This window comes from Streptomyces sp. NPDC102283 (assembly GCF_044766265.1).
Classification (GTDB): domain Bacteria; phylum Actinomycetota; class Actinomycetes; order Streptomycetales; family Streptomycetaceae; genus Streptomyces.
The window spans coordinates 115,280-137,794 of record NZ_JBIWLQ010000004.1; the positions used below are offsets into that span (position 1 = coordinate 115,280).

The following is a 22,515-nucleotide window of genomic DNA, read 5'->3' on the forward strand; positions in this document are numbered from 1 at the left end:
CTCGGCAACGTAAGGCAACGTGTGCGTCCCATGCTGCCTCACCGCCGCGAGCGCGTTCATCCGGCCCCGGACACACCTCAGGCCCGGCGGACGGGCCGCCGGGCCTGGAGTGAAGGTGCCGTGGTGCTCCTGCGTTACTGCGCGGGGCCCTCGATGGCCTCGGAGGTCAGCAGGCCCGCGTTGATCTCGCGGAGTGCGATCGAGAGCGGCTTCTCGTGCACGTGGGTGTCGACGAGCGGACCGACGTACTCGAGGAGGCCTTCACCGAGCTGCGAGTAGTACGCGTTGATCTGGCGGGCGCGCTTGGCCGCGTAGATCACCAGGCTGTACTTCGAGTCGGTGGCTTCGAGGAGCTCATCAATCGGCGGGTTGATGATGCCCTCGGGCGTGGTGATGGAAGAGGACACTCTCTGCCTTCCGAAGGGGATGTAGATCAAAGATCAACAGGATCTGACACGATCGTGGAGATCTAGGCCTGAAGCATCAACGTTAGCAGCTCACGCGCCACGTCCTCGACGGAGGTGTTGACGAGCGTCGTATCGAACTCGGCCTCGGCGGCCAGCTCGATCTTCGCGGCGGCGAGCCGGCGCTCGATGACCTCGGGGGCCTCGGTGCCCCGGCCGGTGAGCCGGCGCACCAGCTCGTCCCAGCTCGGCGGGGCCAGGAAGACCAGCCGCGCGTCGGACATCGACTGGCGGACCAGCCGGGCGCCCTGGAGGTCGATCTCCAGCAGGACCGGTTCACCGGCCTCCAGGCGATCCAGCACGGCGCGGCGGGGCGTGCCGTAGCGGTTGCCCGCGAACTCGGCCCACTCCAGCAGTTCACCGTTGGCGACGAGCTTGTCGAACTCCTCGTCGTCCACGAAGAAGTAGTGCACACCGTTGCGCTCCCCGGGGCGCGGCTTGCGTGTCGTCGCCGACACGGAGAGCCAGACCTCGGGGTGCACGGTGCGCATATGAGCGACGACCGTGCTCTTGCCGACCCCTGAGGGGCCGGAGAGCACGGTCAGCCGCGGACGTACGTCCGGGGGTACGGGGGACGTCCCCCGGGATGTTGCAGCCATGGGGCGATTATCCCCGCTCTCAGGAGTGCCTGAGAACGTCAGGCGGGGCTGCCGCCGAACTCACGCTCCAGGGATGCGATCTGATTGGAGCCAAGACCCCTGACCCGGCGGCTCTCGGAGATACCGAGACGCTCCATGATCTGCTTGGCGCGGACCTTGCCGACGCCCGGCAGTGATTCCAGCAGTGCGGAGACCTTCATCTTCCCGATGACGTCGTTCTCCTGGCCCTGTTTGATGACCTCCTGGAGGGAAGCGCCGGAGTGCTTGAGTCGATTCTTGACCTCGGCCCGCTCCCGGCGAGCCGCGGCGGCCTTTTCGAGCGCGGCTGCGCGCTGTTCAGGGGTAAGGGGCGGAAGAGCCACGCCTACGTCACCTCGGATGTCGATCTGTCGGATACGGACCGGCGGGGAAGCTGGACGCCACCCACCAGGTGAGCGGAGAACACACTGTGCTCGGCCGCTCTCGACGGAGACTAGCGGCAAGGGCCGCTGTAGTCAGCGAGAACAGACGAAAAGTCCTGGTCAGCTGTGGCCGACCAGGATTTTCGCGACATATCGACCAGGTTTCTCGTCAGTATTTCGTCAACACGCTGTAAACGTGTCAGGGTCAGCTGCCGGATACGGCGTCGCGGACCTCGTCCGCGAACCGTTCGGCGGCTTCGCGCAGCCCGGACACGTCCGGGCCGTGGCGCAGCACGCCGCGGCTCACGCTGGGGACCACGTTGCCCACCGCGTCGCCGAACACCGCCGGGAGATCCGCCGGGGTCGCGCCCTGGGCGCCGATGCCGGGCGCGAGGAGCGGTCCGTTGATCGCCAGGTTCACCCCGGCGTCGCCGAGCGTCGCCCCGACCACCGCGCCGACGGAGCCGAGCGGAGTGGCTCCCTCGTTCTCCGCCGCCATGTGGTCGAGCATCAGCTGGGCGAGCGAGCGGCCGTCGGCCGCCGTCGCCCGCTGGACCTCGGCACCCTCCGGGTTGGAGGTGAGGGCGAGGACGAAGACGCCCGCGCCGGAGGCGGCGGCGGCGTCGAGCGCCGGGCGCAGCGAGCCGAAGCCCAGGTACGGGGAGACGGTGACCGCGTCGGAGAAGAGCGGGGAGTCCTTGTCCAGGTAGGTCGCCGCGTAGGCGCCCATGGTGGAGCCGATGTCGCCGCGCTTGGCGTCCATCAGGACGAGCGCCCCGGCGGCGCGTGCCTCCTCGACGGCCTTCTCCAGGACGGCGACGCCGCGCGAGCCGAAGCGCTCGAAGAACGCGGACTGCGGCTTGAGGACGGCGACCCGGTCGGCCAGCGCCTCCACGACGGTCCGGGTGAAGCGCTCCAGGCCGGCGATGTCGTCGTCGAGGCCCCAGGAGGCGAGCAGGGAGGCGTGCGGGTCGATGCCGACGCAGAGCGGCCCGCGGGTGTCCATGGCACGGCGCAGGCGGGCGCCGAAGGGTTCCGGCGTCACAGGGCGGCCTTCTTCCGGGTCTCGGCGCCGACGGCCTCGGCGAGGGTGGCGTACGGGGAGGCGGCGAGCCGGGCGGCGAGGCCCTTGTGGATCGCGCGGGCGTAGCAGGGACCTTCGTAGATGAAGGCGCTGTAGCCCTGGACGAGGGTGGCTCCGGCGAGAATGCGCTGCCAGGCGTCCTCGGCGTCCTCCACGCCCCCGACGCCCACCAGCGTGATCCGGTCCCCCACACGGGCGTACAGGCGGCTCAGGACCTCCAGCGAGCGCTCCTTGAGGGGCGCGCCGGACAGTCCGCCGGTCTCCGCCACCAGATCGGGGGCCGACCTGAGACCCAGGTCCTCGCGGGCGATGGTGGTGTTGGTGGCGATGATGCCGTCCAGACCCAGCTCCACGGCGAGGTCGGCGACGGCGTCGACGTCCTCGTCCGCGAGGTCCGGGGCGATCTTGACGAGCAGCGGGACGCGCCGGGTGGTGACGGTGCGGTCGGCGGCCTCGCGCACGGCGGTGAGCAGCGGGCGCAGCGACTCGGTGGCCTGGAGGCTGCGCAGGCCGGGGGTGTTGGGCGAGGAGACGTTGACGACCAGGTAGTCGGCGTGGCCGGCGAGGGCTTCGGTGGACTTCACGTAGTCGGCGGCGGCCTCGGCCTCGGGGACGACCTTGGTCTTGCCGATGTTGACGCCGACCGTGGTGCGGAAGACGGGGTTGCGGGCGGCCAGGCGGGCGGCGACGGCGGCGGAGCCCTCGTTGTTGAAGCCCATGCGGTTGATCAGCGCGCGGTCCGCGACCAGCCGGAAGAGGCGCTTCTTGGGGTTGCCGGGCTGCGGCTCGCCGGTGACGGTGCCGATCTCGACGTGGTCGAAGCCGAGCATCGCCATGCCGTCGATGGCGATGGCGTTCTTGTCGAAGCCGGCGGCGAGGCCGAAGGGACCGTGCATCCGCAGGCCGAGGGCCTCGGTGCGCAGCTCCTCGAAGCGCGGGGCGAGGGCGGCGGCCACGAAGGTGCGCAGGACGGGGACGCGGGCGGCGAGGCGGATCCAGCGGAAGGCGGCGTAGTGGGCCTTCTCGGGGTCCATCCGCTTGAAGACCAGCCGGAAGAAGAGCTTGTACATGGGGTGGTGTCCTTGGTGCTCGGTGGGCTCGACGGGGCTCGACGGGGGCTCGCAAAGAGGGGGACACCGTTTGACGGTGTCCCCCTCACGCCCTAGTCGCGGGCCGCGATCAAGTGTTCCGCGTGTTCCTGGAGGGAACGGACCCCGACGTCGCCGTGGTTGAGGGCGTCGATGCCCTGGACGGCGGCGGCGAGCGCCTGGACCGTGGTCAGGCACGGTACGGAGCGGGCGACGGCCGCGGTGCGGATCTCGTAGCCGTCGAGCCGGCCGCCGGTGCCGTACGGCGTGTTGACGATGAGGTCGACCTCGCCGTCGTGGATGAGCTGGACGATGGTCTTCTCGCCGTTGGGGCCGGTGCCCTCGGACTGCTTGCGCACGACGGTGGCGTTGATGCCGTTGCGCTTGAGGACCTCGGCGGTGCCGGAGGTGGCCATCAGCTCGAAGCCGTGGGCGACCAGCTCGCGGGCCGGGAAGATCATCGAGCGCTTGTCGCGGTTGGCGACCGAGATGAACGCGCGGCCCTCGGTGGGCAGCGGGCCGTACGCGCCGGCCTGCGACTTGGCGTACGCCGTGCCGAAGACCGAGTCGATGCCCATGACCTCGCCGGTGGAGCGCATCTCCGGGCCGAGGACCGTGTCGACGCCCCGGCCGTGGATGTCGCGGAAGCGCGACCACGGCATCACGGCCTCCTTGACGGAGATCGGCGCGTCCAGCGGCAGGGTGCCGCCGTCGCCGCTCTTCGGCAGCAGGCCCTCCGCGCGCAGCTCGGCGATGGTCGCGCCCAGCGAGATGCGGGCGGCGGCCTTGGCGAGCGGCACGGCGGTCGCCTTGGAGGTGAAGGGGACCGTGCGGGAGGCGCGCGGGTTGGCCTCCAGGACGTAGAGGATGTCGCCGGAGAGCGCGAACTGGATGTTGATCAGTCCGAGCACGCCGACGCCCTTGGCGATGCCCTCGGTGGAGGCGCGCAGCCGCTTGATGTCGAAGCCGCCGAGGGTGATCGGGGGCAGGGCGCAGGCCGAGTCGCCGGAGTGGATGCCGGCCTCCTCGATGTGCTCCATGACGCCGCCGAGGTACAGCTCGGTGCCGTCGTAGAGGGCGTCCACGTCGATCTCGATGGCGTCGTCGAGGAAGCGGTCCACCAGGACCGGCCGGGTGGGGCTGATCTCGGTGGACTCGGAGATGTACGAGGCGAGGCGCGTCTCGTCGTACACGATCTCCATGCCGCGCCCGCCGAGCACGTAGCTCGGGCGGACCAGGACCGGGTAGCCGATCTCGTCGGCGATGGCCTTGGCCTCGCCGAAGGTGGTGGCGGTGCCGTGCTTGGGCGCGGGCAGTCCTGCCTCGGCCAGGACCCGGCCGAAGGCTCCCCGGTCCTCGGCGGCGTGGATGGCCTCCGGGGAGGTTCCGACGACGGGCACGCCGTTGTCCTTGAGGGCCTGCGCGAGGCCGAGCGGGGTCTGGCCGCCGAGCTGCACGATGACACCGGCGATCGGGCCCGCCAGCGATTCGGCGTGCACGATCTCCAGGACGTCCTCCAGGGTGAGCGGCTCGAAGTAGAGCCGGTCGGAGGTGTCGTAGTCGGTGGAGACGGTCTCCGGGTTGCAGTTGACCATGACGGTCTCGTAGCCCGCGTCGCTCAGGGCGAAGGAGGCGTGCACACAGGAGTAGTCGAATTCGATGCCCTGGCCGATGCGGTTGGGGCCCGAGCCGAGGATGATCACGGCCGGCTTGGTGCGGGTCGCGACCTCGCTCTCCTCGTCGTAGGAGGAGTAGAAGTACGGCGTGTTCGCGGCGAACTCGGCGGCGCAGGTGTCGACCGTCTTGTAGACCGGGCGGATGCCGAGCGCGTGCCGGACCTCGCGGACGACGTCCTCGCGCAGCCCGCGGATCTCGCCGATCTGGGCGTCGGAGAAGCCGTGCCGCTTGGCCTCGGCGATCAGGTCGGCGTCCAGGCGTTCGGCGGAGGCCAGCTCGTCGGCGATCTCCTTGATCAGGAAGAGCTGGTCGACGAACCAGGGGTCGATCTTCGTGGCGTCGAAGACCTCCTCCTGGGTGGCTCCGGCCCGGATCGCCCGCATGACGGTGTTGATGCGGCCGTCGGTGGGGCGGACCGCCTCGGCCAGCAGCTCGGCCTTGTCGCCGACCGGGCCGGTGAAGGCGAACTGCGAGCCCTTCTTCTCCAGGGAGCGCAGGGCCTTCTGGAGGGCCTCGGTGAAGTTCCGGCCGATCGCCATGGCCTCGCCCACCGACTTCATGGTGGTGGTGAGGGTGGAGTCGGCGGAGGGGAACTTCTCGAAGGCGAAGCGCGGGGCCTTGACGACGACGTAGTCGAGGGTCGGCTCGAAGGAGGCCGGCGTCTTCTCGGTGATGTCGTTGGGGATCTCGTCCAGGGTGTAGCCGACGGCCAGCTTGGCGGCGATCTTGGCGATCGGGAAGCCGGTGGCCTTGGAGGCGAGCGCCGAGGAGCGGGAGACGCGCGGGTTCATCTCGATGACGATGACCCGGCCGTCGGTGGGGTCGATGGCGAACTGGATGTTGCAGCCGCCGGTGTCGACGCCGACCTCGCGGATGATCGCGATGCCGACATCGCGCAGCCGCTGGTACTCGCGGTCGGTGAGCGTCATCGACGGGGCGACGGTGATGGAGTCGCCGGTGTGGACGCCCATCGGGTCGAAGTTCTCGATGGAGCAGACGACCACGACGTTGTCGTTCCTGTCGCGCATCAGCTCCAGCTCGTACTCCTTCCAGCCGAGGATGGACTCCTCCAGGAGGACCTCGGTGGTCGGGGAGAGCGTGAGGCCCTGTCCGGCGATGCGCCGCAGTTCCTCCTCGTCGTGGGCGAAGCCGGAGCCGGCGCCGCCCATGGTGAAGGAGGGGCGGACGACGACGGGGTAGCCGCCGAGGGTGCCGACGCCGGCGATGACGTCGTCCATGGTGTGGCAGATGACGGAGCGGGCGGACTCGCCGTAGCCGATCTTCTCCTTGACGGCCGCGACGACGCCCTTGAAGAGGTCGCGGTCCTCGCCCTTGTTGATCGCCTCGACATTGGCGCCGATCAGCTCGACGCCGTACTTCTCCAGGACGCCGTTCTCGTGCATGGAGATCGCGGTGTTCAGCGCGGTCTGGCCGCCGAGCGTGGGCAGGAGTGCGTCGGGGCGCTCCTTGGCGATGATCTTCTCGACGAACTCGGGGGTGATCGGCTCGACGTAGGTGGCGTCGGCGATCTCCGGGTCGGTCATGATCGTCGCCGGGTTGGAGTTCACCAGGATGACGCGCAGGCCCTCGGCCTTGAGGACGCGGCAGGCCTGGGTGCCGGAGTAGTCGAACTCGGCGGCCTGGCCGATGACGATCGGACCGGAGCCGATGACCAGGACGGACTGGATATCGGAGCGCTTAGGCACGCTGGCCCTCCATCAGGGTGGTGAAACGGTCGAAGAGGTACGCGGCGTCGTGCGGGCCCGCGGCCGCCTCGGGGTGGTACTGGACGCTGAAGGCGGGCCGGTCCAGGAGCTGGAGGCCCTCGACCACCTGGTCGTTCAGGCAGACGTGGGAGACCTCGGCGCGGCCGAACTCCGTGTCGGAGACCTTGTCCAGCGGGGCGTCGACGGCGAAGCCGTGGTTGTGCGCGGTGACCTCGACCTTGCCGGTGGTGCGGTCCTGCACCGGCTGGTTGATGCCGCGGTGGCCGTACTTCAGCTTGTAGGTGCCGAAGCCGAGCGCGCGGCCGAGGATCTGGTTGCCGAAGCAGATGCCGAAGAGCGGCGTGGACCGTTCCAGGACGCCGCGCATGAGGGCGACCGGGTGGTCGGCGGTGGACGGGTCGCCGGGGCCGTTGGAGAAGAAGACGCCGTCGGGCTGGACCGCGTACACCTCTTCCAGGGTGGCGGTGGCCGGCAGCACGTGCACCTCGATGCCGCGTTCGGCCATCCGGTGCGGGGTCATACCCTTGATGCCGAGGTCGATCGCGGCGACGGTGAACTTCTTCGTGCCGATCGCGGGAACGACGTAGGCCTCCTTGGTGGCGACCTCGGCGGAGAGGTCGGCGCCCACCATCTCGGGGGCCTGCTGGACCTTGGCCAGCAGCGCGGCCTCGTCGGCCAGCGCCTCGCCGGAGAAGATCCCGACGCGCATCGCGCCGCGCTCGCGCAGGTGGCGGGTGAGGGCGCGGGTGTCGACGCCGCTGATGCCGACGACGCCCTGCGCCGCCAGCTCCTCGTCCAGCGAGCGCTGGGAGCGCCAGTTGGAGGGCTTGCGGGCGGGGTCGCGGACGACGTAGCCGGAGACCCAGATGCGAGCGGACTCGGGGTCCTCGTCGTTCACGCCGGTGTTGCCGACGTGCGGGGCCGTCATGACGACGACCTGACGGTGGTACGAGGGGTCGGTCAGCGTTTCCTGGTAGCCGGTCATGCCGGTGGAGAACACCGCTTCGCCGAAGGTCTCCCCCACGGCCCCGTAGGCACGGCCGCGGAAGGCGCGGCCGTCCTCCAGGACGAGTACGGCGGGGGTCTGGGCCCCCCGGGTGGAGATCGTCATCGTGCGGTGCCTTCCGTAGTGGTTCCGGTGAGTTCGGTGGTGGCCGGTGCGCCGGCGAGCCGGCTGACGGCGTCGACCCAGGCCTGGTGCTCGGCGGCGTGGTCGGAGCGGAAGCCGGAGTCGATCAGCGTCTCGCCGTGCGCCCAGGTGATGATCAGCAGGCCGCCCTCGGGGAGGACCTTGCCCGCGAGCGCCTTGTCGAGGCGGGCCTCGCGCAGGGCGTCGGCCGGGATGAAGAAGTCGGCCGCCCCGGGGCGTTCGACGTGCAGGCCGCGGGCGGTGAGCGTCAGCTCGGTGCGGCTGCGGGTGCCGAGGCCGTGCGCGACGATCCGGTCGAGCCACTGCCCGGCGGTGGTGGAGGCGTGGTAGCGCCCCTCCAGAGTCAGCAGCGTCTCGTCGTCGGCGAAGCCCTCGGGGGCCGCCGGCAGCTCGGGCAGGCCTGCCTGGAGGCTGCCGCGCCACTTCCAGCCCTGGCGCATCAGCCAGTAGACGAGGGCGATGAAGACGAGCAGGCCGATCACCCAGGCGATGCGGGCGGCCCAGTCCGTCACTTCCGCCGACTTCTGCTCGGCGGCCAGGTGGTACAGGGGGGTCAGAGTTGTCACGCGAGCTTCCCGTCGACGACCGTGGCACGGCCCCGCAGGAAGGTGTGGGTGACGCGGCCCGGCAGCTCACGGCCCTCGTAGGGGGTGTTGCGGCTGCGGGACGCGAAGCCCGCGGGGTCCACGGCTCCACGGTATGCCGGATCGACCAGCGTGAGGTTGGCGGGCTCACCCGCCGAGACGGGGCGGCCGTGTCCTTCGAGCCGTCCGATGGCCGCGGGGCGGAAGGACATGCGGTCGGCGACGCCCGCCCAGTCCATCAGGCCGGTGTCCACCATCGTCTGCTGGACGACCGAGAGCGCGGTCTCCAGGCCCACCATGCCCATGGCGGCCGCGGCCCACTCGCAGTCCTTGTCCTCGTGCGGGTGCGGGGCGTGGTCGGTGGCGACGCAGTCGATCGTGCCGTCGGCGAGCGCCTCGCGCAGGGCCAGCACGTCGGCCTCGGTGCGCAGCGGCGGGTTCACCTTGTAGACCGGGTTGTAGGTGCGGACCAGCTCGTCGGTGAGGAGGAGGTGGTGCGGGGTGACCTCGGCGGTGACGTTCCAGCCCTTGGACTTGGCCCAGCGGACGATCTCCACGGAGCCGGCGGTGGAGAGGTGGCAGATGTGGACGCGGGAGCCGACGTGGGCGGCGAGGAGGACGTCGCGGGCGATGATCGACTCCTCGGCGACGGCGGGCCAGCCGCCGAGCCCGAGTTCGGCGGAGACGATGCCCTCGTTCATCTGGGCGCCCTCGGTGAGGCGGGGCTCCTGGGCGTGCTGGGCGACGACGCCGTCGAAGGCCTTCACGTACTCCAGGGCGCGGCGCATGATCACCGCGTCGTCGACGCACTTGCCGTCGTCGGAGAAGACCTTCACGCCGGCGGCGGAGTCGTGCATCGCGCCGAGCTCGGCGAGTTGCTTGCCCTCCAGGCCGACGGTGACGGCGCCCACGGGCTGCACGTCGCAGTAGCCGGACTCCTTGCCGAGTCGCCAGACCTGCTCGACGACGCCGGCGGTGTCGGCGACGGGGAAGGTGTTGGCCATCGCGTGCACGGCGGTGAAGCCGCCGACGGCCGCGGCCCTGGTGCCGGTGAGGACGGTCTCGGAGTCCTCGCGGCCGGGCTCGCGCAGATGGGTGTGCAGGTCGACCAGGCCGGGCAGCAGGATCTGCCCCTCGGCCTCGATCACGGTGGCGCCGGCGGCGTCGAGGCCGGTGCCCACCTCGGTGACGGTCTCGCCTTCGATCAGTACGTCCCTGGGCTCGCCGCCGAGGATCCGCGCACCGCGGACAATGGTCTTGCTCATGGTTACTTGTTCTCCTCGGTACGGGCGGGGGCGGCGGACAGTGCGGTGTCGGAGCCGCCGAGCAGCAGGTAGAGCACGGCCATGCGGATGGAGACGCCGTTGGCGACCTGCTCGACGACCGTGCAGCGGTCGGAGTCGGCGACCTCGGCGGTGATCTCCATGCCGCGGACCATCGGGCCGGGGTGCATGACGATGGCGTGCTCGGGCATCTTCGCCATCCGCTCGCCGTCCAGGCCGTAGCGGCGGGAGTACTCGCGCTCGGTCGGGAAGTACGCGGCGTTCATCCGTTCACGCTGCACACGCAGCATCATCACCGCATCGGACTTCGCCAGCACGTCGTCGAGGCTGTAGCTGACGTCGCAGGGCCACTTCTCGACGCCGACGGGGACCAGGGTGGGCGGGGCCACCAGGGTGACGTGCGCGCCGAGCGTGGTGAGCAGGTGGACGTTGGATCGGGCGACACGGCTGTGCAGGATGTCGCCGACGATCGTGATGCGGCGGCCGTCCAGGTCGCGGCCGAGCCCGGCGTCGGCGCCGACGAGCCGGCGGCGCATCGTGAAGGCGTCCAGCAGGGCCTGGGTGGGATGCTCGTGGGTGCCGTCCCCGGCGTTGACCACGGCCCCGTCGATCCAGCCGGAGGTGGCGAGCCGGTAGGGGGCTCCGGAGGCGCCGTGCCGGATGACGACGGCGTCGGCGCCCATCGCCTCCAGGGTCAGCGCGGTGTCCTTCAGGGACTCGCCCTTGGAGACGGACGATCCCTTCGCGGAGAAGTTGATGACGTCGGCGGACAACCGCTTGGCGGCCGCCTCGAAGGAGATGCGGGTGCGGGTCGAGTCCTCGAAGAAGAGGTTGACGACGGTACGGCCGCGCAGGGTGGGGAGCTTCTTGATCGGCCGGTCCGCGACCCGGGCCATCTCCTCGGCGGTGTCGAGGATCAGGACGGCGTCGTCGCTGGTGAGGTCGGCGGCCGAGATGAGGTGACGCTTCATCTGGGGGTTCTCCGGGTTGCTGGAGGGAGTTTCAGGCATGCGGGCGCGCGGGAGCGGCCGTACGTCCCCGAAAGGGCGTACGGGAGGGCTCGGGCTACTGCGTGTCCGCGGGGGTGGCCTGCTTGACGCCCAGCAGCACGGCGTCGCGGCCGTCCTCCTCGGCGAGCTGGACCTTGACCGTCTCCCGCAGCGACGTGGGGAGGTTCTTGCCGACGTAGTCCGCGCGGATCGGGAGCTCGCGGTGGCCGCGGTCGACGAGGACCGCGAGCTGCACCGCGCGGGGGCGGCCGATGTCGCCGAGCGCGTCGAGGGCGGCGCGGATCGTGCGGCCGGAGAAGAGCACGTCGTCGACCAGGACGACCAGACTGCCCTCGATCCCCTCGCCGGGGATGTCGGTGCGGGCCAGGGCGCGCGCCGGGCGCATCCGCAGATCGTCGCGGTACATGGTGATGTCGAGTGATCCGACCGGCGTCTTCCGGCCGGTGATCTCCTGGAGTTTCTCGGCCAGCCGACGCGCGAGGAAGACGCCCCGGGTCGGGATGCCGAGCAGCACCACGTCGTCGGCGCCCTTGGCGCGTTCGACGATCTCGTGGGCGATACGGGTCAGAACACGGGCGATGTCGGGGGCCTCGAGAACGGGGCGCGCCGCGTTGCCGGTGTCGTCGTGCTGTGCGTCCATAAGAAACGGACCTCCTTCTCCGCCTCACGGGACGGATCGTTAAAGGACGTCGAAATTGCGTCATCCACGCTACCAGGGCTTGCGCTCGGCCCTGGCCCCGCCCCCGGGAGGTGCCGGTCCGGACCATTCGGCTTGACGCATCCAAGTAACGCTGCGTAACCTCACAGTGAGTTACCAGCCACGCGGCGGAGCCGCACACTGTTCCAGCGTCCGGGGAGCCATATGTCCAGCGAATACGCAAAACAGCTCGGGGCCAAACTCCGTGCCATCCGCACCCAGCAGGGCCTTTCCCTCCACGGCGTGGAGGAGAAGTCCCAGGGTCGCTGGAAGGCCGTCGTGGTCGGTTCGTACGAGCGCGGCGACCGTGCCGTGACCGTACAGCGCCTCGCCGAGCTGGCGGATTTCTACGGGGTCCCGGTGCAGGAGCTGCTGCCCGGTACGACGCCGGGCGGGGCCGCGGAGCCGCCGCCGAAGCTCGTCCTGGACCTGGAGCGCCTCGCCCACGTCCCGCCGGAGAAGGCCGGTCCGCTGCAGCGCTACGCGGCGACCATCCAGAGCCAGCGCGGTGACTACAACGGCAAGGTGCTCTCGATCCGCCAGGACGACCTGCGCACGCTCGCCGTGATCTACGACCAGTCGCCTTCCGTGCTCACGGAGCAGCTCATCAGCTGGGGCGTGCTGGACGCGGACGCGCGCCGCGCGGTCTCCCACGACGAGGGCTGAGCGAGCGGGGCAGGACCCCACAGCAGAAACGTGCCGCCGGGTGGGCGGGGACCTTCGGGCCCCGCCCACCCGGCGTTTCCGTGCCCGCGCCCGTGGAGCGCCTCCAGTGGAACCGCGGTGGCGCTCACGGGTACGACGGAGGGCCCGCGGTCGACCGCGGGCCCTTCGTGGTGTGTGCGACCGAACCGTCGCGGCCGGGGGCTACTGCTCCCGGCGGAGGTTCGGCTTCAGGTCCTTGAAACGGGCCAGCAGGCCGTTCACGAAGGACGGGGAGTCATCGGTGGAGAACTCCTTGGCGAGCTGGACGGCCTCGTCGATCACCACGGCGTCCGGGGTCTCGTCCATCCAGATCAGCTCGTACGCACCGAGCCGCAGGATGCTCCGGTCGACGACCGGCATGCGGTCGATCTCCCAGTCCACGGCGTAGGTGACGATGAGGTCGTCGATCCGGTCCGCGTACTGCGCGTACCCCTCGACGAGCTCCATCGTGAACTCCCCGACCGGCGGCTGACGGTCGTCGGTCCGCGAGAGCCGAACCCAGTCCGCGAGCACGCTCTGCACGGACTCACCGCGCTGGTCGGCCTCGAAGAGGATCTGGAAGGCGCGCTTGCGGGCCTTGTTCCGGGCAGCCACGGTTAGCTGTTCACCCGGCCGAGGTAGGTGCCCGTGCGGGTGTCGACCTTGATCTTCTCGCCGGTGCTGATGAAGAGCGGGACGCCGATCTCGTAGTCGGTCTCCAGGGTGGCGGGCTTGGTGCCGCCGGTGGAGCGGTCGCCCTGGACACCCGGGTCGGTGTGCTTGATCGTCAGCTCGACGGCGGCGGGCAGCTCGACGTAGAGCACCTCGCCCTCGTGCTGGGCGACGGAGGCGGTGAAGCCCTCGATCAGGTAGTTGGCGGCGTCGCCGACAGCCTTGCGGTCGACCATGAGCTGGTCGTAGGTGTCCATGTCCATGAACACGTAGTACTCGCCGTCCATGTACGAGAACTGCATGTCGCGGCGGTCGATGGTGGCCGTCTCGACCTTCACGCCGGCGTTGAACGTCTTGTCGACGACCTTGCCGGAGAGCACGTTCTTGAGCTTGGTGCGCACGAAGGCGGGGCCCTTGCCGGGCTTGACGTGCTGGAACTCGACGACGGACCAGAGCTGGCCTCCGTCGAGCTTGAGCACCAGGCCGTTCTTGAGGTCGTTCGTGGAAGCCACGGTTGCGGAATCTCCTGGACTGAAGCTGGTGGAACGACCGCGGAAGCGCGCTAGAGCGCGAGCAGCTCCTTGGTCGTCATGGTGAGTAGCTCGGGTCCGCCGTCCGCCTCGGGGCGCACGACGAGCGTGTCATCGATCCGGACACCGCCCCGGCCCGGGAGGTGGACCCCCGGTTCGACGGTGACCGGCACACAAGCGTCCAGTTTACCCATGGCTGTCGGTGCCAGTTGCGGGTCCTCCTCGATTTCGAGCCCCACACCGTGCCCGGTCCTCGGTTGAAGCCCCTCTCCGTGCCCCGCCGACTCCAGCGGATGCCGGGCGGCACGGTCCACGTCCCGATAGGCGGCACCCGGCGCCAGGGCCTCCCGGCCGGCCCGCTGAGCGGCGAAAACGAGGTCGTAGAGCTCGATCTGCCACTCGGCGGGGGCGGTGCCGATGACGAAGGTCCGGCCGATCTCGCAGCGGTAGCCGTGGTAGCTCGCCCCGAGGCGGACGGAGAGGAAATCCCCCTCCTCCACCCGGCGGTCCGACGGCCGGTGCCGCCCCTGACCGGAGTTGGGGCCGGTGGCCACGGAGGTGGCGAAGGCGGGGCCGTCCGCACCGTGGTCGACCAGGCGGCGCTCCAACTCCAGCGCGAGATGCCGCTCGGTGCGGCCGACCAGGATCGATTCGAGGAGTTCCCCGAGGGCCTGGTCGGTGATCTCGGCGGCGATCCGGAGGCAGCCGATCTCCTCCTCGTCCTTGACGATCCGCTGCTGCTCCACGGTGAAGCCCAGATCGGCCAGGATCAGGCGCGGGGCGGCCTTCCCCATGGCACGGTGCCGGGCCACGGTCAGGTCGTGCTCCTCGACGGCGAGCGAATCCGCGCCCGCCGAGGCGGCGAGCCCGGCGGCGGCGACCACCGGGTCCCCGTCCGGGACGGGCAGGAGGTCGACCCGTAGCGCCTCGTCGGGCCGCCCGTGGGCGGGTTCACCGGTCGGAGCGCGGGGGCAGAGCAGAACGTCCTCGCCGGGGCCGAGCAGCAGCACGGCGCCGGGCGGCGCTCCGCCCGCGAGATAGCGGACGTTGGCGGGGCGGGAGACCAGGGCGGCCGCGGAGCCCGCGGCGGCGCACCGGTCGCGGAGCAGCCCGCGTCGGACGGCGTGCACCTCTGACATGGTTCGAGCGTACGAGCGGGGGCGGCTCCCCGCCCGGCCGGTGCACCCGACCGGGGTTCCGGGTGGCCGGGCGCCGCGGTCGGCCGCCGGGTCTCCCGGCCGGGCGGGGAGCCGACGGCTACCAGGCGGGCGGGCTCGCGATGGAGCGGGCCAGCACGTCGTCCAGGACCCGGGCGGTGGTCTCGACGTCGTACGTGGAGTTGTCGATGATCGGGAGGCCGGAGCCGTACCAGCCGGCCATCCGGCCGTGGATGCGGGCGACCTCCTCGTCGGAGAGCCTGCGGTTGCCGCTGCGGGCGGCGTTGCGCTCCAGGACGATCTCCAGGCCGGGCAGCAGGACCACGGGCAGCAGGCCGGGGCCGACGTGGCGTTTCCAGCCGCCGAGGCCGACGACCGGGCGGTCGGGGAAGACGGCGTCGTCGAGGATGCAGGAGATGCCGTTGGCGAGGAAGTTGCGGGCGGCGAAGCCGCAGGTGCGGCGGGCCAGGCGGTACTGGGCCTCGGAGTGGTCGTTCCAGCCGGCCTGCGGGTCGGCGAAGCCGGAGCGGACCCATTCGCGGACGTCGTCGAGGGAGACGTGGGCGGTGGGCACCTGGCGGCGGGCCGCCCAGAGCTTGGCGACCGTGGTCTTGCCCGCCCCGGCGGGACCGATGAGCAGGACGGCGAGCGTGGCACCGCCGGTGCCGGCCCCGGCGGGGGGCGCGGGCAGCGGAACGGGACCGCCCGGGGGCAGCTGGACGTGCCCGGTGTGCCCGGTGACCTGCCCTGCGGGCGGCGGCGTGGGTCCGGTGCCGCTCCAGCCGGGCTGCGGGGCCTGGCCGGGGGCTGGAGGCTGCTGGGGGCGGCCCTGGGCCGGAGGAGGCGGGGCCTGCCCGGAAGCCGGGAGCGCCTGGCCGGGCGGCGGCGGGGCCTGCCCGGGCGGCGGGGATATCGGGGGCGGGCCGGGGTGGCCGGGGTGCTGGGCCTGGTACGGCCGGCCGACGTGCCCGATGCCGGGGCCGTGCGGCGGCGGCAGCGGGGCCCCCACTGCGTGCTGCATCCGGTGCCACTCCGTCTCGTAACTGCAACTGACGCTGATGGGACGGCCACCGTACCTTCCCGGGCCGTCTCGGGGTGAACGGCCCGGGAGGGTGCGAAGTGCCCGTCGGCCGTGCGGAGGGCGGACGGGCACTTCGCGAGGTGTCAGCCCGTCAGTTCGTCGGCCAGGGCGCGCAGGGCGAGCCGGTAGGAGCCGATGCCGAACCCGGCCACCGTGCCCGTGGCCACCGCGGCGACCACGGACGTGTGCCGGAACTCCTCGCGGGTGTACGGGTTGGAGATGTGCACCTCGATCAGCGGGGCGGTGCGCTGGGCGGCCGCGTCCCGCATGCCGTACGAATAGTGCGTGAAGGCGCCCGGGTTGAGAATGACCGGAATCGATCCGTCCGCCGCCTCGTGGAGCCAACGGATCAACTGGCCCTCGTCGTTGGTCTCCCGCACCTCGACGTCGAAGCCGAGCTCCTTGCCGAGGGCCGTGCAGGCGTCGACGAGTCCGGCGTAGGAGGTGGCCCCGTAGACGTCGGGCTCCCGCGAGCCGAGCCGTCCGAGGTTGGGGCCGTTCAGGACGAAGACCCTGCGGGTCACGCGGAGACCTCCCCGTAGGCGGCGAGCAGCACGGCCGGGTCGGGGCCCTCCAGGACGGTGGGCCTGCCGATGCCGTCCAGGACGATGAAGCGCAGCAGGTCGCCGCGCGACTTCTTGTCGACCTTCATGTTCTCCAGCAGCTTGGGCCACTGGTCGCCGCGGTAGGCGAGCGGCAGGCCCACCGACGCGAGGACGCTGCGGTGCCGGTCGGCGGTGGCGTCGTCGAGGCGTCCGGCGAGCCGGCCCAGCTCGGCGGCGAAGACCATGCCGATGGAGACGGCCGCACCGTGGCGCCACTTGTAGCGCTCGTTCTTCTCGATGGCGTGGGCCAGGGTGTGGCCGTAGTTGAGGATCTCGCGGAGTCCGGACTCCTTGAGGTCGCTGGAGACGACCTCGGCCTTGACCCGGATGGAGCGCTCGATCAGCTCGGCGGTGTGCGGCCCGGCCGGGGTGCGCGCGCCCTCGGGGTCGGCCTCGACCAGGTCGAGGATGACCGGGTCGGCGATGAACCCGGCCTTGATGATCTCGGCCATGCCGGAGACGTAGTCGTTGACCGGCAGCGAGTCCAGCGCGGCGAGGTCGCAGAGGACCCCGGCGGGCGGGTGGAAGGCGCCGACGAGGTTCTTGCCCTCGGCGGTGTTGATGCCGGTCTTGCCGCCGACGGCCGCGTCGACCATGCCGAGCACGGTGGTCGGGATCGCGATCCAGCGCACTCCGCGCAGCCAGCTGGCCGCGACGAACCCGGCGACGTCCGTGGTGGCGCCGCCCCCGATGCCGACGATCACGTCGGTACGGGTGAAGCCGGTCTGGCCGAGCGCCTTCCAGCAGTAGGCGGCGACCTCGACGGTCTTGGACTCCTCCGCGTTCGGCAGCTGGATGGCGATGGCCTCGTACCCCTGGTCGGCGAGGTCCTCGCGGACCGCCTCACCGGTCTCGGCGAGCGCCTCCGGGTGCAGTACGGCGACGCGTCGCGCGCGGTCGCCGATCAGCTGGGGCAGCTCGCCGAGGAGTTGGTGGCCGACGAGGACCTCGTACGGGTCGGAGCCCGCGGAGCCTGCGACCTGGATGCGGGTGGGTCCCTGCTGCGTCATGCCGGTGTTCTCCACGCCGGGGGCGGCTTGGCCCTCCGGCAGTTCCAGTGCGTCGATGATCGCCTGGGCGACCTCTTCGGGGGTGTGCTCGTCGGTGGGGACGACGGTGCGGGCGACCTCTTCGTAGAGGTGGCGGCGGGCGTCCATCAGCTCGCGCCACTGCCGCCGCGGGTTGACCGCGAGCAGCGGGCGGGCGGCGCCGAGGCCGACGCGGCGGACGGCCTCGTCCACGTCCATGGAGAGGTAGGCGACCGGACGGCCGGCCAGCAGCTCCCTGGTCGCCGCGTCCAGGACGGCCCCGCCGCCGAGGGAGAGGACGCCCGGGTGCCCGGTGACGGCCGCCTCGACGGCCCGGCGCTCCAGGGCGCGGAAGTGCTCCTCGCCCTCGTCGTAGAAGATCTCCGCGATCGGCTTGCCGGCCGCGGCGACGACGTCGGCGTCGGTGTCCCGGTAGGTGGTGCCGAGCCGCGCGGCGAGCAGTTCGCCGACGGTGGACTTGCCGACGCCCATCGGGCCCACGAGGACGACCAGGGGGCCGCTCATCGGATCTGGAGGTGGTCGAGGTACGACCGGACGTTGCGGTGGGTCTCGGGGACGCTGTCGCCGCCGAACTTCTCCGCGACCGCGTCGGCCAGGACGAGCGCGACCATGGCCTCCGCGACGATGCCCGCGGCCGGGACGGCGCAGACGTCGGAGCGCTGGTGGTGGGCCTTGGTGGCCTCACCGGTGACGACGTCCACGGTGGCCAGGGCACGCGGCACGGTCGCGATGGGCTTCATCGCTGCGCGCACGCGCAGCAGCTCACCGGTGGTGAGCCCGCCCTCGGTGCCGCCGGAGCGGCCCGAGGCGCGCCTGATGCCGTCCTCGGTGGCGACGATCTCGTCGTGCGCCTGGGAGCCGGGGACCCGGGCCAGCTCGAAGCCGTCGCCGACCTCGACGCCCTTGATGGCCTGGATGCCCATGAGCGCGGCGGCGAGCCGGGCGTCCAGGCGCCGGTCCCAGTGCACGTGCGAGCCGAGCCCGACGGGCACGCCGTACGCCAGCACCTCGACGACTCCACCGAGGGTGTCGCCGTCCTTGTGGGCCTGGTCGATCTCGGCCACCATCGCCTTGGACGCGTCGGCGTCCAGGCAGCGGACCGGGTCGGCGTCCAGCTTCTCCACGTCGGCGGGGACGGGCACGACCCCGTAGGGCGCCTTGGCGGCGGCCAGCTCGACGACATGGCTGACGATCTCGATGCCCGCGGTCTCCTTGAGGTAGGAGCGGGCGACGGCCCCGAGGGCGACGCGCGCGGCCGTCTCCCGGGCGCTGGCGCGCTCCAGGACCGGCCGGGCCTCGTCGAAGCCGTACTTCTGCATCCCCGCGAGGTCGGCGTGGCCGGGCCGGGGGCGGGTCAGCGGGGCGTTGCGGGCGAGCTGGGCCAGCTCGTCGGGGTCGACCGGGTCGGCCGACATGACCTGCTCCCACTTGGGCCACTCGGTGTTGCCGACCATGACGGCGACCGGGGAGCCCATGGTGAGCCCGTGGCGTACGCCGCCGAGGAAGGTGACCTCGTCCTTCTCGAACTTCATCCGCGCGCCGCGGCCGTAACCGAGCCGTCGCCGGGCCAGCGCCTCCGCCACCATCTCCGTGGTGATCGGGACACCGGCGGGAAGGCCCTCCAGCGTCGCCACCAGTGCGGGGCCGTGCGACTCCCCCGCGGTCAGCCAGCGCAACCTGCTCAACGGTGCTCCTCATGCTCGCGCCTGAAATCCAACGGCGCCACCGGGTGCGCGGCCCTGGCCCGCCGCCTTTGATCCTCCCACGACCGGGGGCACGATCAGGCCGCCGGTCCAGCAGACGGACGGGCCGTGCCGGTCGGCGGGCCCGTCAGCGGGCCGCGAGCGCGGCTTCCCCGGCCCGGCGCATGGCGGCCAGCGGTGCCGGGACGCGGCCGGTCATCTGCTCGACCTGGAGCAGCGCCTGGTGCACGAGGAGGTCGAGTCCGCCGACGACGGCCCCGCCGTGCGCCGACCAGGCGGCGGCGAGCGCGGTGGGCCACGGCTCGTACAGCACGTCGAAGAGGATGCCCGGGGCCGTCGGCACGGATCCGGCGAAGGCGTCGGTGACGCCGGCCGGGGTGGTGGCGATGACCAGCGGTGCGGCCAGTGCCGCCGCCGCGTCCGCCCAGTCGGCGATCACGACGTCGACCCCCAGCCGCTCACCCCAGCCCCGCATCTCGGCGGCGCGCTCGGAGCCGCGCACATACGCCGTCACGGGTCCGGCGCAGACCGCGGAGAGCGCGGCGAGCGCGGAGGAGGCGGTGGCTCCGGCGCCGAGGACCGCGGCGGAGTCGACCTTGTCGATCCCGCGCTCCCGCAGGGCGGCGATCATGCCGGGGATATCGGTGTTGTCACCGACCCGCCGGCCGCCCTCGGAGAGGACGACCGTGTTGACGGCCTCCACGGAGGCGGCCGTCGCGCTGATCTCGTCGAGCAGCGGGATGATCGCCCGCTTGAGCGGCATGGTCAGCGACAGCCCGGCCCAGGAGGCGTCCAGCCCCGCGACGAAGCCCGGCAGCGCTGCCTCGTCGACCTCGAACCGGTCGTAGGACCAGTCGTCGAGGCCGAGCTCGGCGTACGCGGCGCGGTGCAGGGCCGGGGAGAGGGAGTGGGCGATGGGCGAGCCGAGGACGGCGGCCCGGCGGCGCATGTCAGCCAAGTCCCTGCTGCTCCTTGAACTTGTCGTTCAGCTTCTCGTGTTCCTCGACGGTCTTCGTGAAGTCGGTCTTCTTGCCGTCGAGCGAGATGAAGAACATCCAGCCGTTCGTGGTCGGGTTGAGCGAGGCCTTGATGGCGTCCATGCCCGGGTTGCTGATCGGTCCCGGCGGGAGGCCCTCGTGGTAGTAGGTGTTGTACGGATCCGGGTTGGTCCGGATCTCCTTGGTACTGATCTTGATCTTGCTCTGTTTCATGAGGTAATTGAAAGCAGAGTCGAATTCGAGCTTACGGTTGGTGATGATGTTGTCGGGTTCGAGCCGGTTGTAGACGACTTCGGCCATCTTGCGGAAGTCGTCGTGCGTCAGGCCCTCCGCCTGCACCAGGCTCGCCACCGTGAGCACCTGCCACGGCCCGTCGAGGTTGAACTTCTTGGCCGTGGCCTTGAAGTCGATGTCCGCGTACTCCTTGTTGGCCCGCGCGACCATCCGCTTCAGCGCGTCCTCGGGCTTCGTTCCCTTGGCGACCGGATAGGCGGCCGGGTACAGGAAGCCCTCCAGCGGGTCCTTCACCTCCGGGTTGTCGCCCACCCAGTCGGGCAGCCCCAGGGACTCCGCCTTGGTCTTGGCGACCTTCGCCGTGGCGCCCTTCTCCAGTTCCAGCCGCTCGTCGATCATCTCGTAGACCCGGACGTTACGGGTGCCCTCGGGGATCACGAAGGCGTTCTGGCTCTTGGGGTCGAGCATCAGGTCGATCGCACTGGCGGCGGACATCTCCTTCTTCATGAGGTAGACGCCGGCCTGGAGCAACTTGCCCTTGGGGTTGTCGTTCTGTGCCGCGATGAACGCGTCGGACGACTTGATGACGCCCTTCTTGCGCAGGATGTTCGCGATGTCGTAGCCGTACGCGCCCTCGGGGATCTCGACCTCGACCTGGTCGGTGCCCGCACCCGCGTAGTCGGCCGGAGCGCCGAACTGCTTCTTCCAGAAGGTGTAGCCGACGTAAGTGGCTCCGCCCAGGCCGCCGACCAGGACGACGGTGACCACCAGACAGGCGACGCCGCTGCGGCTCTTCTTCTTGCCCTTGCCGCCCCGGCGGTCACTGCCGCCGCGGTCGCGGCGTGAGGCGCGCGATCTGTCGTCGTCCGGGTCGTCGTCGTCGCGCGGTTCACGGCCGGCCGGTTCGTCCGCGCCGGTGAAGAAGGGGTGCGTCTCCTCCTGCGGCGCGTCCGGATCCCAGTCCGTCGACCCCTGCTGCTGGTGCTGCTGCTCGGCTGCGGCGTCGCGGCGGCCCGGGGGCTGCGGCGGCGGGTAGGCCTCGGGGGTGCCGTAGTAGTCCTGCGAAGCGTCGTAGCCGCCGGGCTGCTGGGCGTACGGGTCCTGGGGCTCGGCCCCGTACGGCATGGCGGCCTGCTGTCCGGTGTCCCAGCCGCCGTCGTACGGCGGCTGGGCACCCGGCTGCTGGGCGTACGGGTCCTGCTGGGGCGTGCCGTACTGCTGGTGGTTCTGCTGCCCGTACTGCTGCTGGTCGTACTGCTGCTGCTGGTCGTACTGCTGCTGCTGCGGGTACTGCTGATGGTTCTGGTGCTGCTGGGCGTAGGGGTCCTGCGGAAAGGACTGCTGCTGGTCGCCGTACTGGCCCTGGCCGTGGGCGGCCTGCTGGCCTCCCCATCCCTGGTCCCCGTACAAGGGGTCCTCGGGATGCCACGGTTCGGAGCCGGGGCCCCGGCCATACTCAGTCATCGATCCCCTAGAGCCGCGAGACGACGTTCCGTCTCTTCGCTTCGCTGTGCGGTGTTTGTTCGAACACCGCCGCATCGCGCGGAACGTTACCGTATCGCGATCAGACAACCACTTCGACGCCCTCACCCGGGGGATTACCTGACGCCCGTTCGGACTCCAGAGCGTTCTGAAGGATCACCACAGCGGCAGCCTGGTCGATGACAGACCGGCCCTTCTTGGACTTCACGCCCGAGGCGCGCATCCCCTGAGCGGCCGTCACTGTGGTCATCCTCTCGTCCACCAGCCGCACCGGAACGGGTGCGATCGAGCGGGCGAACACCTGGGCGAACTCCCGGACCTTGACGGCCGCCGGTCCCTCGCCGCCGCCGAGGGAGCGCGGCAGGCCGAGGATGACCTCGATCGGCTCGTACTCCTCGACGAGTTGGCGGAGCCGCCGGTGGGCGGCCGGGACGTCGCGTCCCGGCACGGTCTCCACCGGCGTGGCCAGGATCCCGTCGGGGTCGCACGAGGCGACCCCGATCCGGGCGTCCCCGACATCGACGGCGAGCCGCCGGCCGCGGCGCATCGGCGTCAT

General features: G+C 71.2%; 22 protein-coding genes. 1 reads left to right on the forward strand and 21 read right to left on the reverse strand.

Annotation, left to right across the window (positions count from 1 at the left end; genetic code table 11):
- Positions 1–134 precede the first annotated feature (134 nt).
- The 11 genes from rpoZ to pyrR all read right to left on the reverse strand — a co-directional run bounded on the left by rpoZ (position 135) and on the right by pyrR (position 11,707).
- Positions 135–407 (reverse strand): DNA-directed RNA polymerase subunit omega, encoded by a 273-nt coding sequence (rpoZ, locus tag ACIRJT_RS09710; RefSeq protein WP_003970369.1) that lies wholly within the window; start codon positions 405–407, stop codon positions 135–137.
- 62 nt (positions 408–469) lie between these two features.
- On the reverse strand, positions 470–1,063 hold the full coding sequence (gene gmk, locus ACIRJT_RS09715; RefSeq protein ID WP_032792681.1) for a guanylate kinase: 594 nt from the start codon (positions 1,061–1,063) through the stop codon (positions 470–472).
- Between the two features lie 38 nt (positions 1,064–1,101).
- Positions 1,102–1,425, reverse strand: a complete 324-nt coding sequence (locus tag ACIRJT_RS09720) for an integration host factor (protein WP_398616894.1) — start codon at positions 1,423–1,425, stop codon at positions 1,102–1,104.
- Positions 1,426–1,669: 244 nt separating this feature from the next.
- Positions 1,670–2,509 (reverse strand): orotidine-5'-phosphate decarboxylase, encoded by an 840-nt coding sequence (gene pyrF, locus ACIRJT_RS09725; protein WP_403906802.1) that lies wholly within the window; start codon positions 2,507–2,509, stop codon positions 1,670–1,672.
- A complete protein-coding gene (locus tag ACIRJT_RS09730; protein WP_403906805.1) occupies positions 2,506–3,618 on the reverse strand; it encodes a quinone-dependent dihydroorotate dehydrogenase in 1,113 nt (370 codons plus the stop codon). The genes pyrF and ACIRJT_RS09730 overlap by 4 nt, the downstream gene beginning before the upstream one ends.
- 92 nt (positions 3,619–3,710) lie before the next feature.
- Positions 3,711–7,019 (reverse strand): carbamoyl-phosphate synthase large subunit, encoded by a 3,309-nt coding sequence (gene carB, locus ACIRJT_RS09735; protein WP_403906808.1) that lies wholly within the window; start codon positions 7,017–7,019, stop codon positions 3,711–3,713.
- Positions 7,012–8,151 carry a glutamine-hydrolyzing carbamoyl-phosphate synthase small subunit gene (gene carA, locus ACIRJT_RS09740; RefSeq protein WP_403906811.1) on the reverse strand — a complete coding sequence of 380 codons (1,140 nt, stop codon included), beginning with the start codon at positions 8,149–8,151 and terminating at the stop codon, positions 7,012–7,014. Before carA ends, carB begins: the two co-directional genes overlap by 8 nt.
- Positions 8,148–8,756, reverse strand: coding sequence for a hypothetical protein (locus ACIRJT_RS09745; protein ID WP_403906813.1), 609 nt, complete (start codon positions 8,754–8,756; stop codon positions 8,148–8,150). Before ACIRJT_RS09745 ends, carA begins: the two co-directional genes overlap by 4 nt.
- Positions 8,753–10,039, reverse strand: coding sequence for a dihydroorotase (locus tag ACIRJT_RS09750; RefSeq protein ID WP_403906816.1), 1,287 nt, complete (start codon positions 10,037–10,039; stop codon positions 8,753–8,755). Before ACIRJT_RS09750 ends, ACIRJT_RS09745 begins: the two co-directional genes overlap by 4 nt.
- Positions 10,040–10,041: 2 nt before the next feature.
- Complete coding sequence (locus ACIRJT_RS09755; protein ID WP_215108489.1) at positions 10,042–11,028, reverse strand: aspartate carbamoyltransferase catalytic subunit; 987 nt, start codon at positions 11,026–11,028, stop codon at positions 10,042–10,044.
- A 94-nt stretch (positions 11,029–11,122) separates the two neighbouring features.
- On the reverse strand, positions 11,123–11,707 hold the full coding sequence (gene pyrR / locus ACIRJT_RS09760) for a bifunctional pyr operon transcriptional regulator/uracil phosphoribosyltransferase PyrR (protein ID WP_018960532.1): 585 nt from the start codon (positions 11,705–11,707) through the stop codon (positions 11,123–11,125).
- Positions 11,708–11,929: 222 nt separating this feature from the next.
- On the opposite strand from pyrR, the gene bldD reads away from it, so the two are divergent.
- Positions 11,930–12,430, forward strand: coding sequence for a transcriptional regulator BldD (gene bldD / locus ACIRJT_RS09765; protein WP_003970358.1), 501 nt, complete (start codon positions 11,930–11,932; stop codon positions 12,428–12,430).
- A 201-nt stretch (positions 12,431–12,631) separates the two neighbouring features.
- Here the strand turns inward: bldD and nusB are convergent, their stop codons facing one another.
- The 10 genes from nusB to ruvX form a co-directional block, all read right to left on the reverse strand.
- A complete protein-coding gene (gene nusB / locus ACIRJT_RS09770; protein WP_007453233.1) occupies positions 12,632–13,063 on the reverse strand; it encodes a transcription antitermination factor NusB in 432 nt (143 codons plus the stop codon).
- Between the two features lie 2 nt (positions 13,064–13,065).
- Positions 13,066–13,632, reverse strand: a complete 567-nt coding sequence (efp, locus tag ACIRJT_RS09775; RefSeq protein ID WP_403906821.1) for an elongation factor P — start codon at positions 13,630–13,632, stop codon at positions 13,066–13,068.
- A gap of 50 nt (positions 13,633–13,682) precedes the next feature.
- Positions 13,683–14,789: a M24 family metallopeptidase gene (locus ACIRJT_RS09780; RefSeq protein WP_403906823.1), complete on the reverse strand. Its 1,107-nt coding sequence runs from the start codon at positions 14,787–14,789 to the stop codon at positions 13,683–13,685.
- A gap of 118 nt (positions 14,790–14,907) precedes the next feature.
- On the reverse strand, positions 14,908–15,828 hold the full coding sequence (locus tag ACIRJT_RS09785; protein WP_403906826.1) for a Pro-rich N-terminal domain-containing protein: 921 nt from the start codon (positions 15,826–15,828) through the stop codon (positions 14,908–14,910).
- Positions 15,829–15,971: 143 nt separating this feature from the next.
- Complete coding sequence (locus tag ACIRJT_RS09790; protein ID WP_403906828.1) at positions 15,972–16,412, reverse strand: type II 3-dehydroquinate dehydratase; 441 nt, start codon at positions 16,410–16,412, stop codon at positions 15,972–15,974.
- A complete protein-coding gene (gene aroB / locus ACIRJT_RS09795; RefSeq protein WP_403906831.1) occupies positions 16,409–18,046 on the reverse strand; it encodes a 3-dehydroquinate synthase in 1,638 nt (545 codons plus the stop codon). Before aroB ends, ACIRJT_RS09790 begins: the two co-directional genes overlap by 4 nt.
- Positions 18,043–19,227: a chorismate synthase gene (gene aroC / locus ACIRJT_RS09800; RefSeq protein ID WP_403906834.1), complete on the reverse strand. Its 1,185-nt coding sequence runs from the start codon at positions 19,225–19,227 to the stop codon at positions 18,043–18,045. The genes aroB and aroC overlap by 4 nt, the downstream gene beginning before the upstream one ends.
- 145 nt (positions 19,228–19,372) lie before the next feature.
- Positions 19,373–20,203, reverse strand: a complete 831-nt coding sequence (locus ACIRJT_RS09805) for a shikimate dehydrogenase (protein WP_403906837.1) — start codon at positions 20,201–20,203, stop codon at positions 19,373–19,375.
- Positions 20,196–21,941, reverse strand: a complete 1,746-nt coding sequence (gene mltG / locus ACIRJT_RS09810; protein ID WP_403906840.1) for an endolytic transglycosylase MltG — start codon at positions 21,939–21,941, stop codon at positions 20,196–20,198. Before mltG ends, ACIRJT_RS09805 begins: the two co-directional genes overlap by 8 nt.
- A 100-nt stretch (positions 21,942–22,041) precedes the next feature.
- On the reverse strand, positions 22,042–22,515 hold the full coding sequence (gene ruvX / locus ACIRJT_RS09815) for a Holliday junction resolvase RuvX (protein ID WP_179892451.1): 474 nt from the start codon (positions 22,513–22,515) through the stop codon (positions 22,042–22,044).

Excerpts from the sequence above, each read along its gene's own strand:
- gmk (WP_032792681.1), bottom strand. The coding sequence starts at position 1,063 with ATGGCTGCAACATCCCGGGGGACGTCCCCCGTACCCCCGGACGTACGT.
- ACIRJT_RS09730 (WP_403906805.1), bottom strand. The coding sequence starts at position 3,618 with ATGTACAAGCTCTTCTTCCGGCTGGTCTTCAAGCGGATGGACCCCGAG.
- carA (WP_403906811.1), bottom strand. The coding sequence starts at position 8,151 with ATGACGATCTCCACCCGGGGGGCCCAGACCCCCGCCGTACTCGTCCTG.
- ACIRJT_RS09750 (WP_403906816.1), bottom strand. The coding sequence starts at position 10,039 with ATGAGCAAGACCATTGTCCGCGGTGCGCGGATCCTCGGCGGCGAGCCC.
- ACIRJT_RS09755 (WP_215108489.1), bottom strand. The coding sequence starts at position 11,028 with ATGAAGCGTCACCTCATCTCGGCCGCCGACCTCACCAGCGACGACGCC.
- pyrR (WP_018960532.1), bottom strand. The coding sequence starts at position 11,707 with ATGGACGCACAGCACGACGACACCGGCAACGCGGCGCGCCCCGTTCTC.
- bldD (WP_003970358.1), top strand. The coding sequence starts at position 11,930 with ATGTCCAGCGAATACGCAAAACAGCTCGGGGCCAAACTCCGTGCCATC.
- ACIRJT_RS09780 (WP_403906823.1), bottom strand. The coding sequence starts at position 14,789 with ATGTCAGAGGTGCACGCCGTCCGACGCGGGCTGCTCCGCGACCGGTGC.
- ACIRJT_RS09785 (WP_403906826.1), bottom strand. The coding sequence starts at position 15,828 with ATGCAGCACGCAGTGGGGGCCCCGCTGCCGCCGCCGCACGGCCCCGGC.
- aroB (WP_403906831.1), bottom strand. The coding sequence starts at position 18,046 with ATGAGCGGCCCCCTGGTCGTCCTCGTGGGCCCGATGGGCGTCGGCAAG.
- mltG (WP_403906840.1), bottom strand. The coding sequence starts at position 21,941 with ATGACTGAGTATGGCCGGGGCCCCGGCTCCGAACCGTGGCATCCCGAG.
- ruvX (WP_179892451.1), bottom strand. The coding sequence starts at position 22,515 with ATGACGCCGATGCGCCGCGGCCGGCGGCTCGCCGTCGATGTCGGGGAC.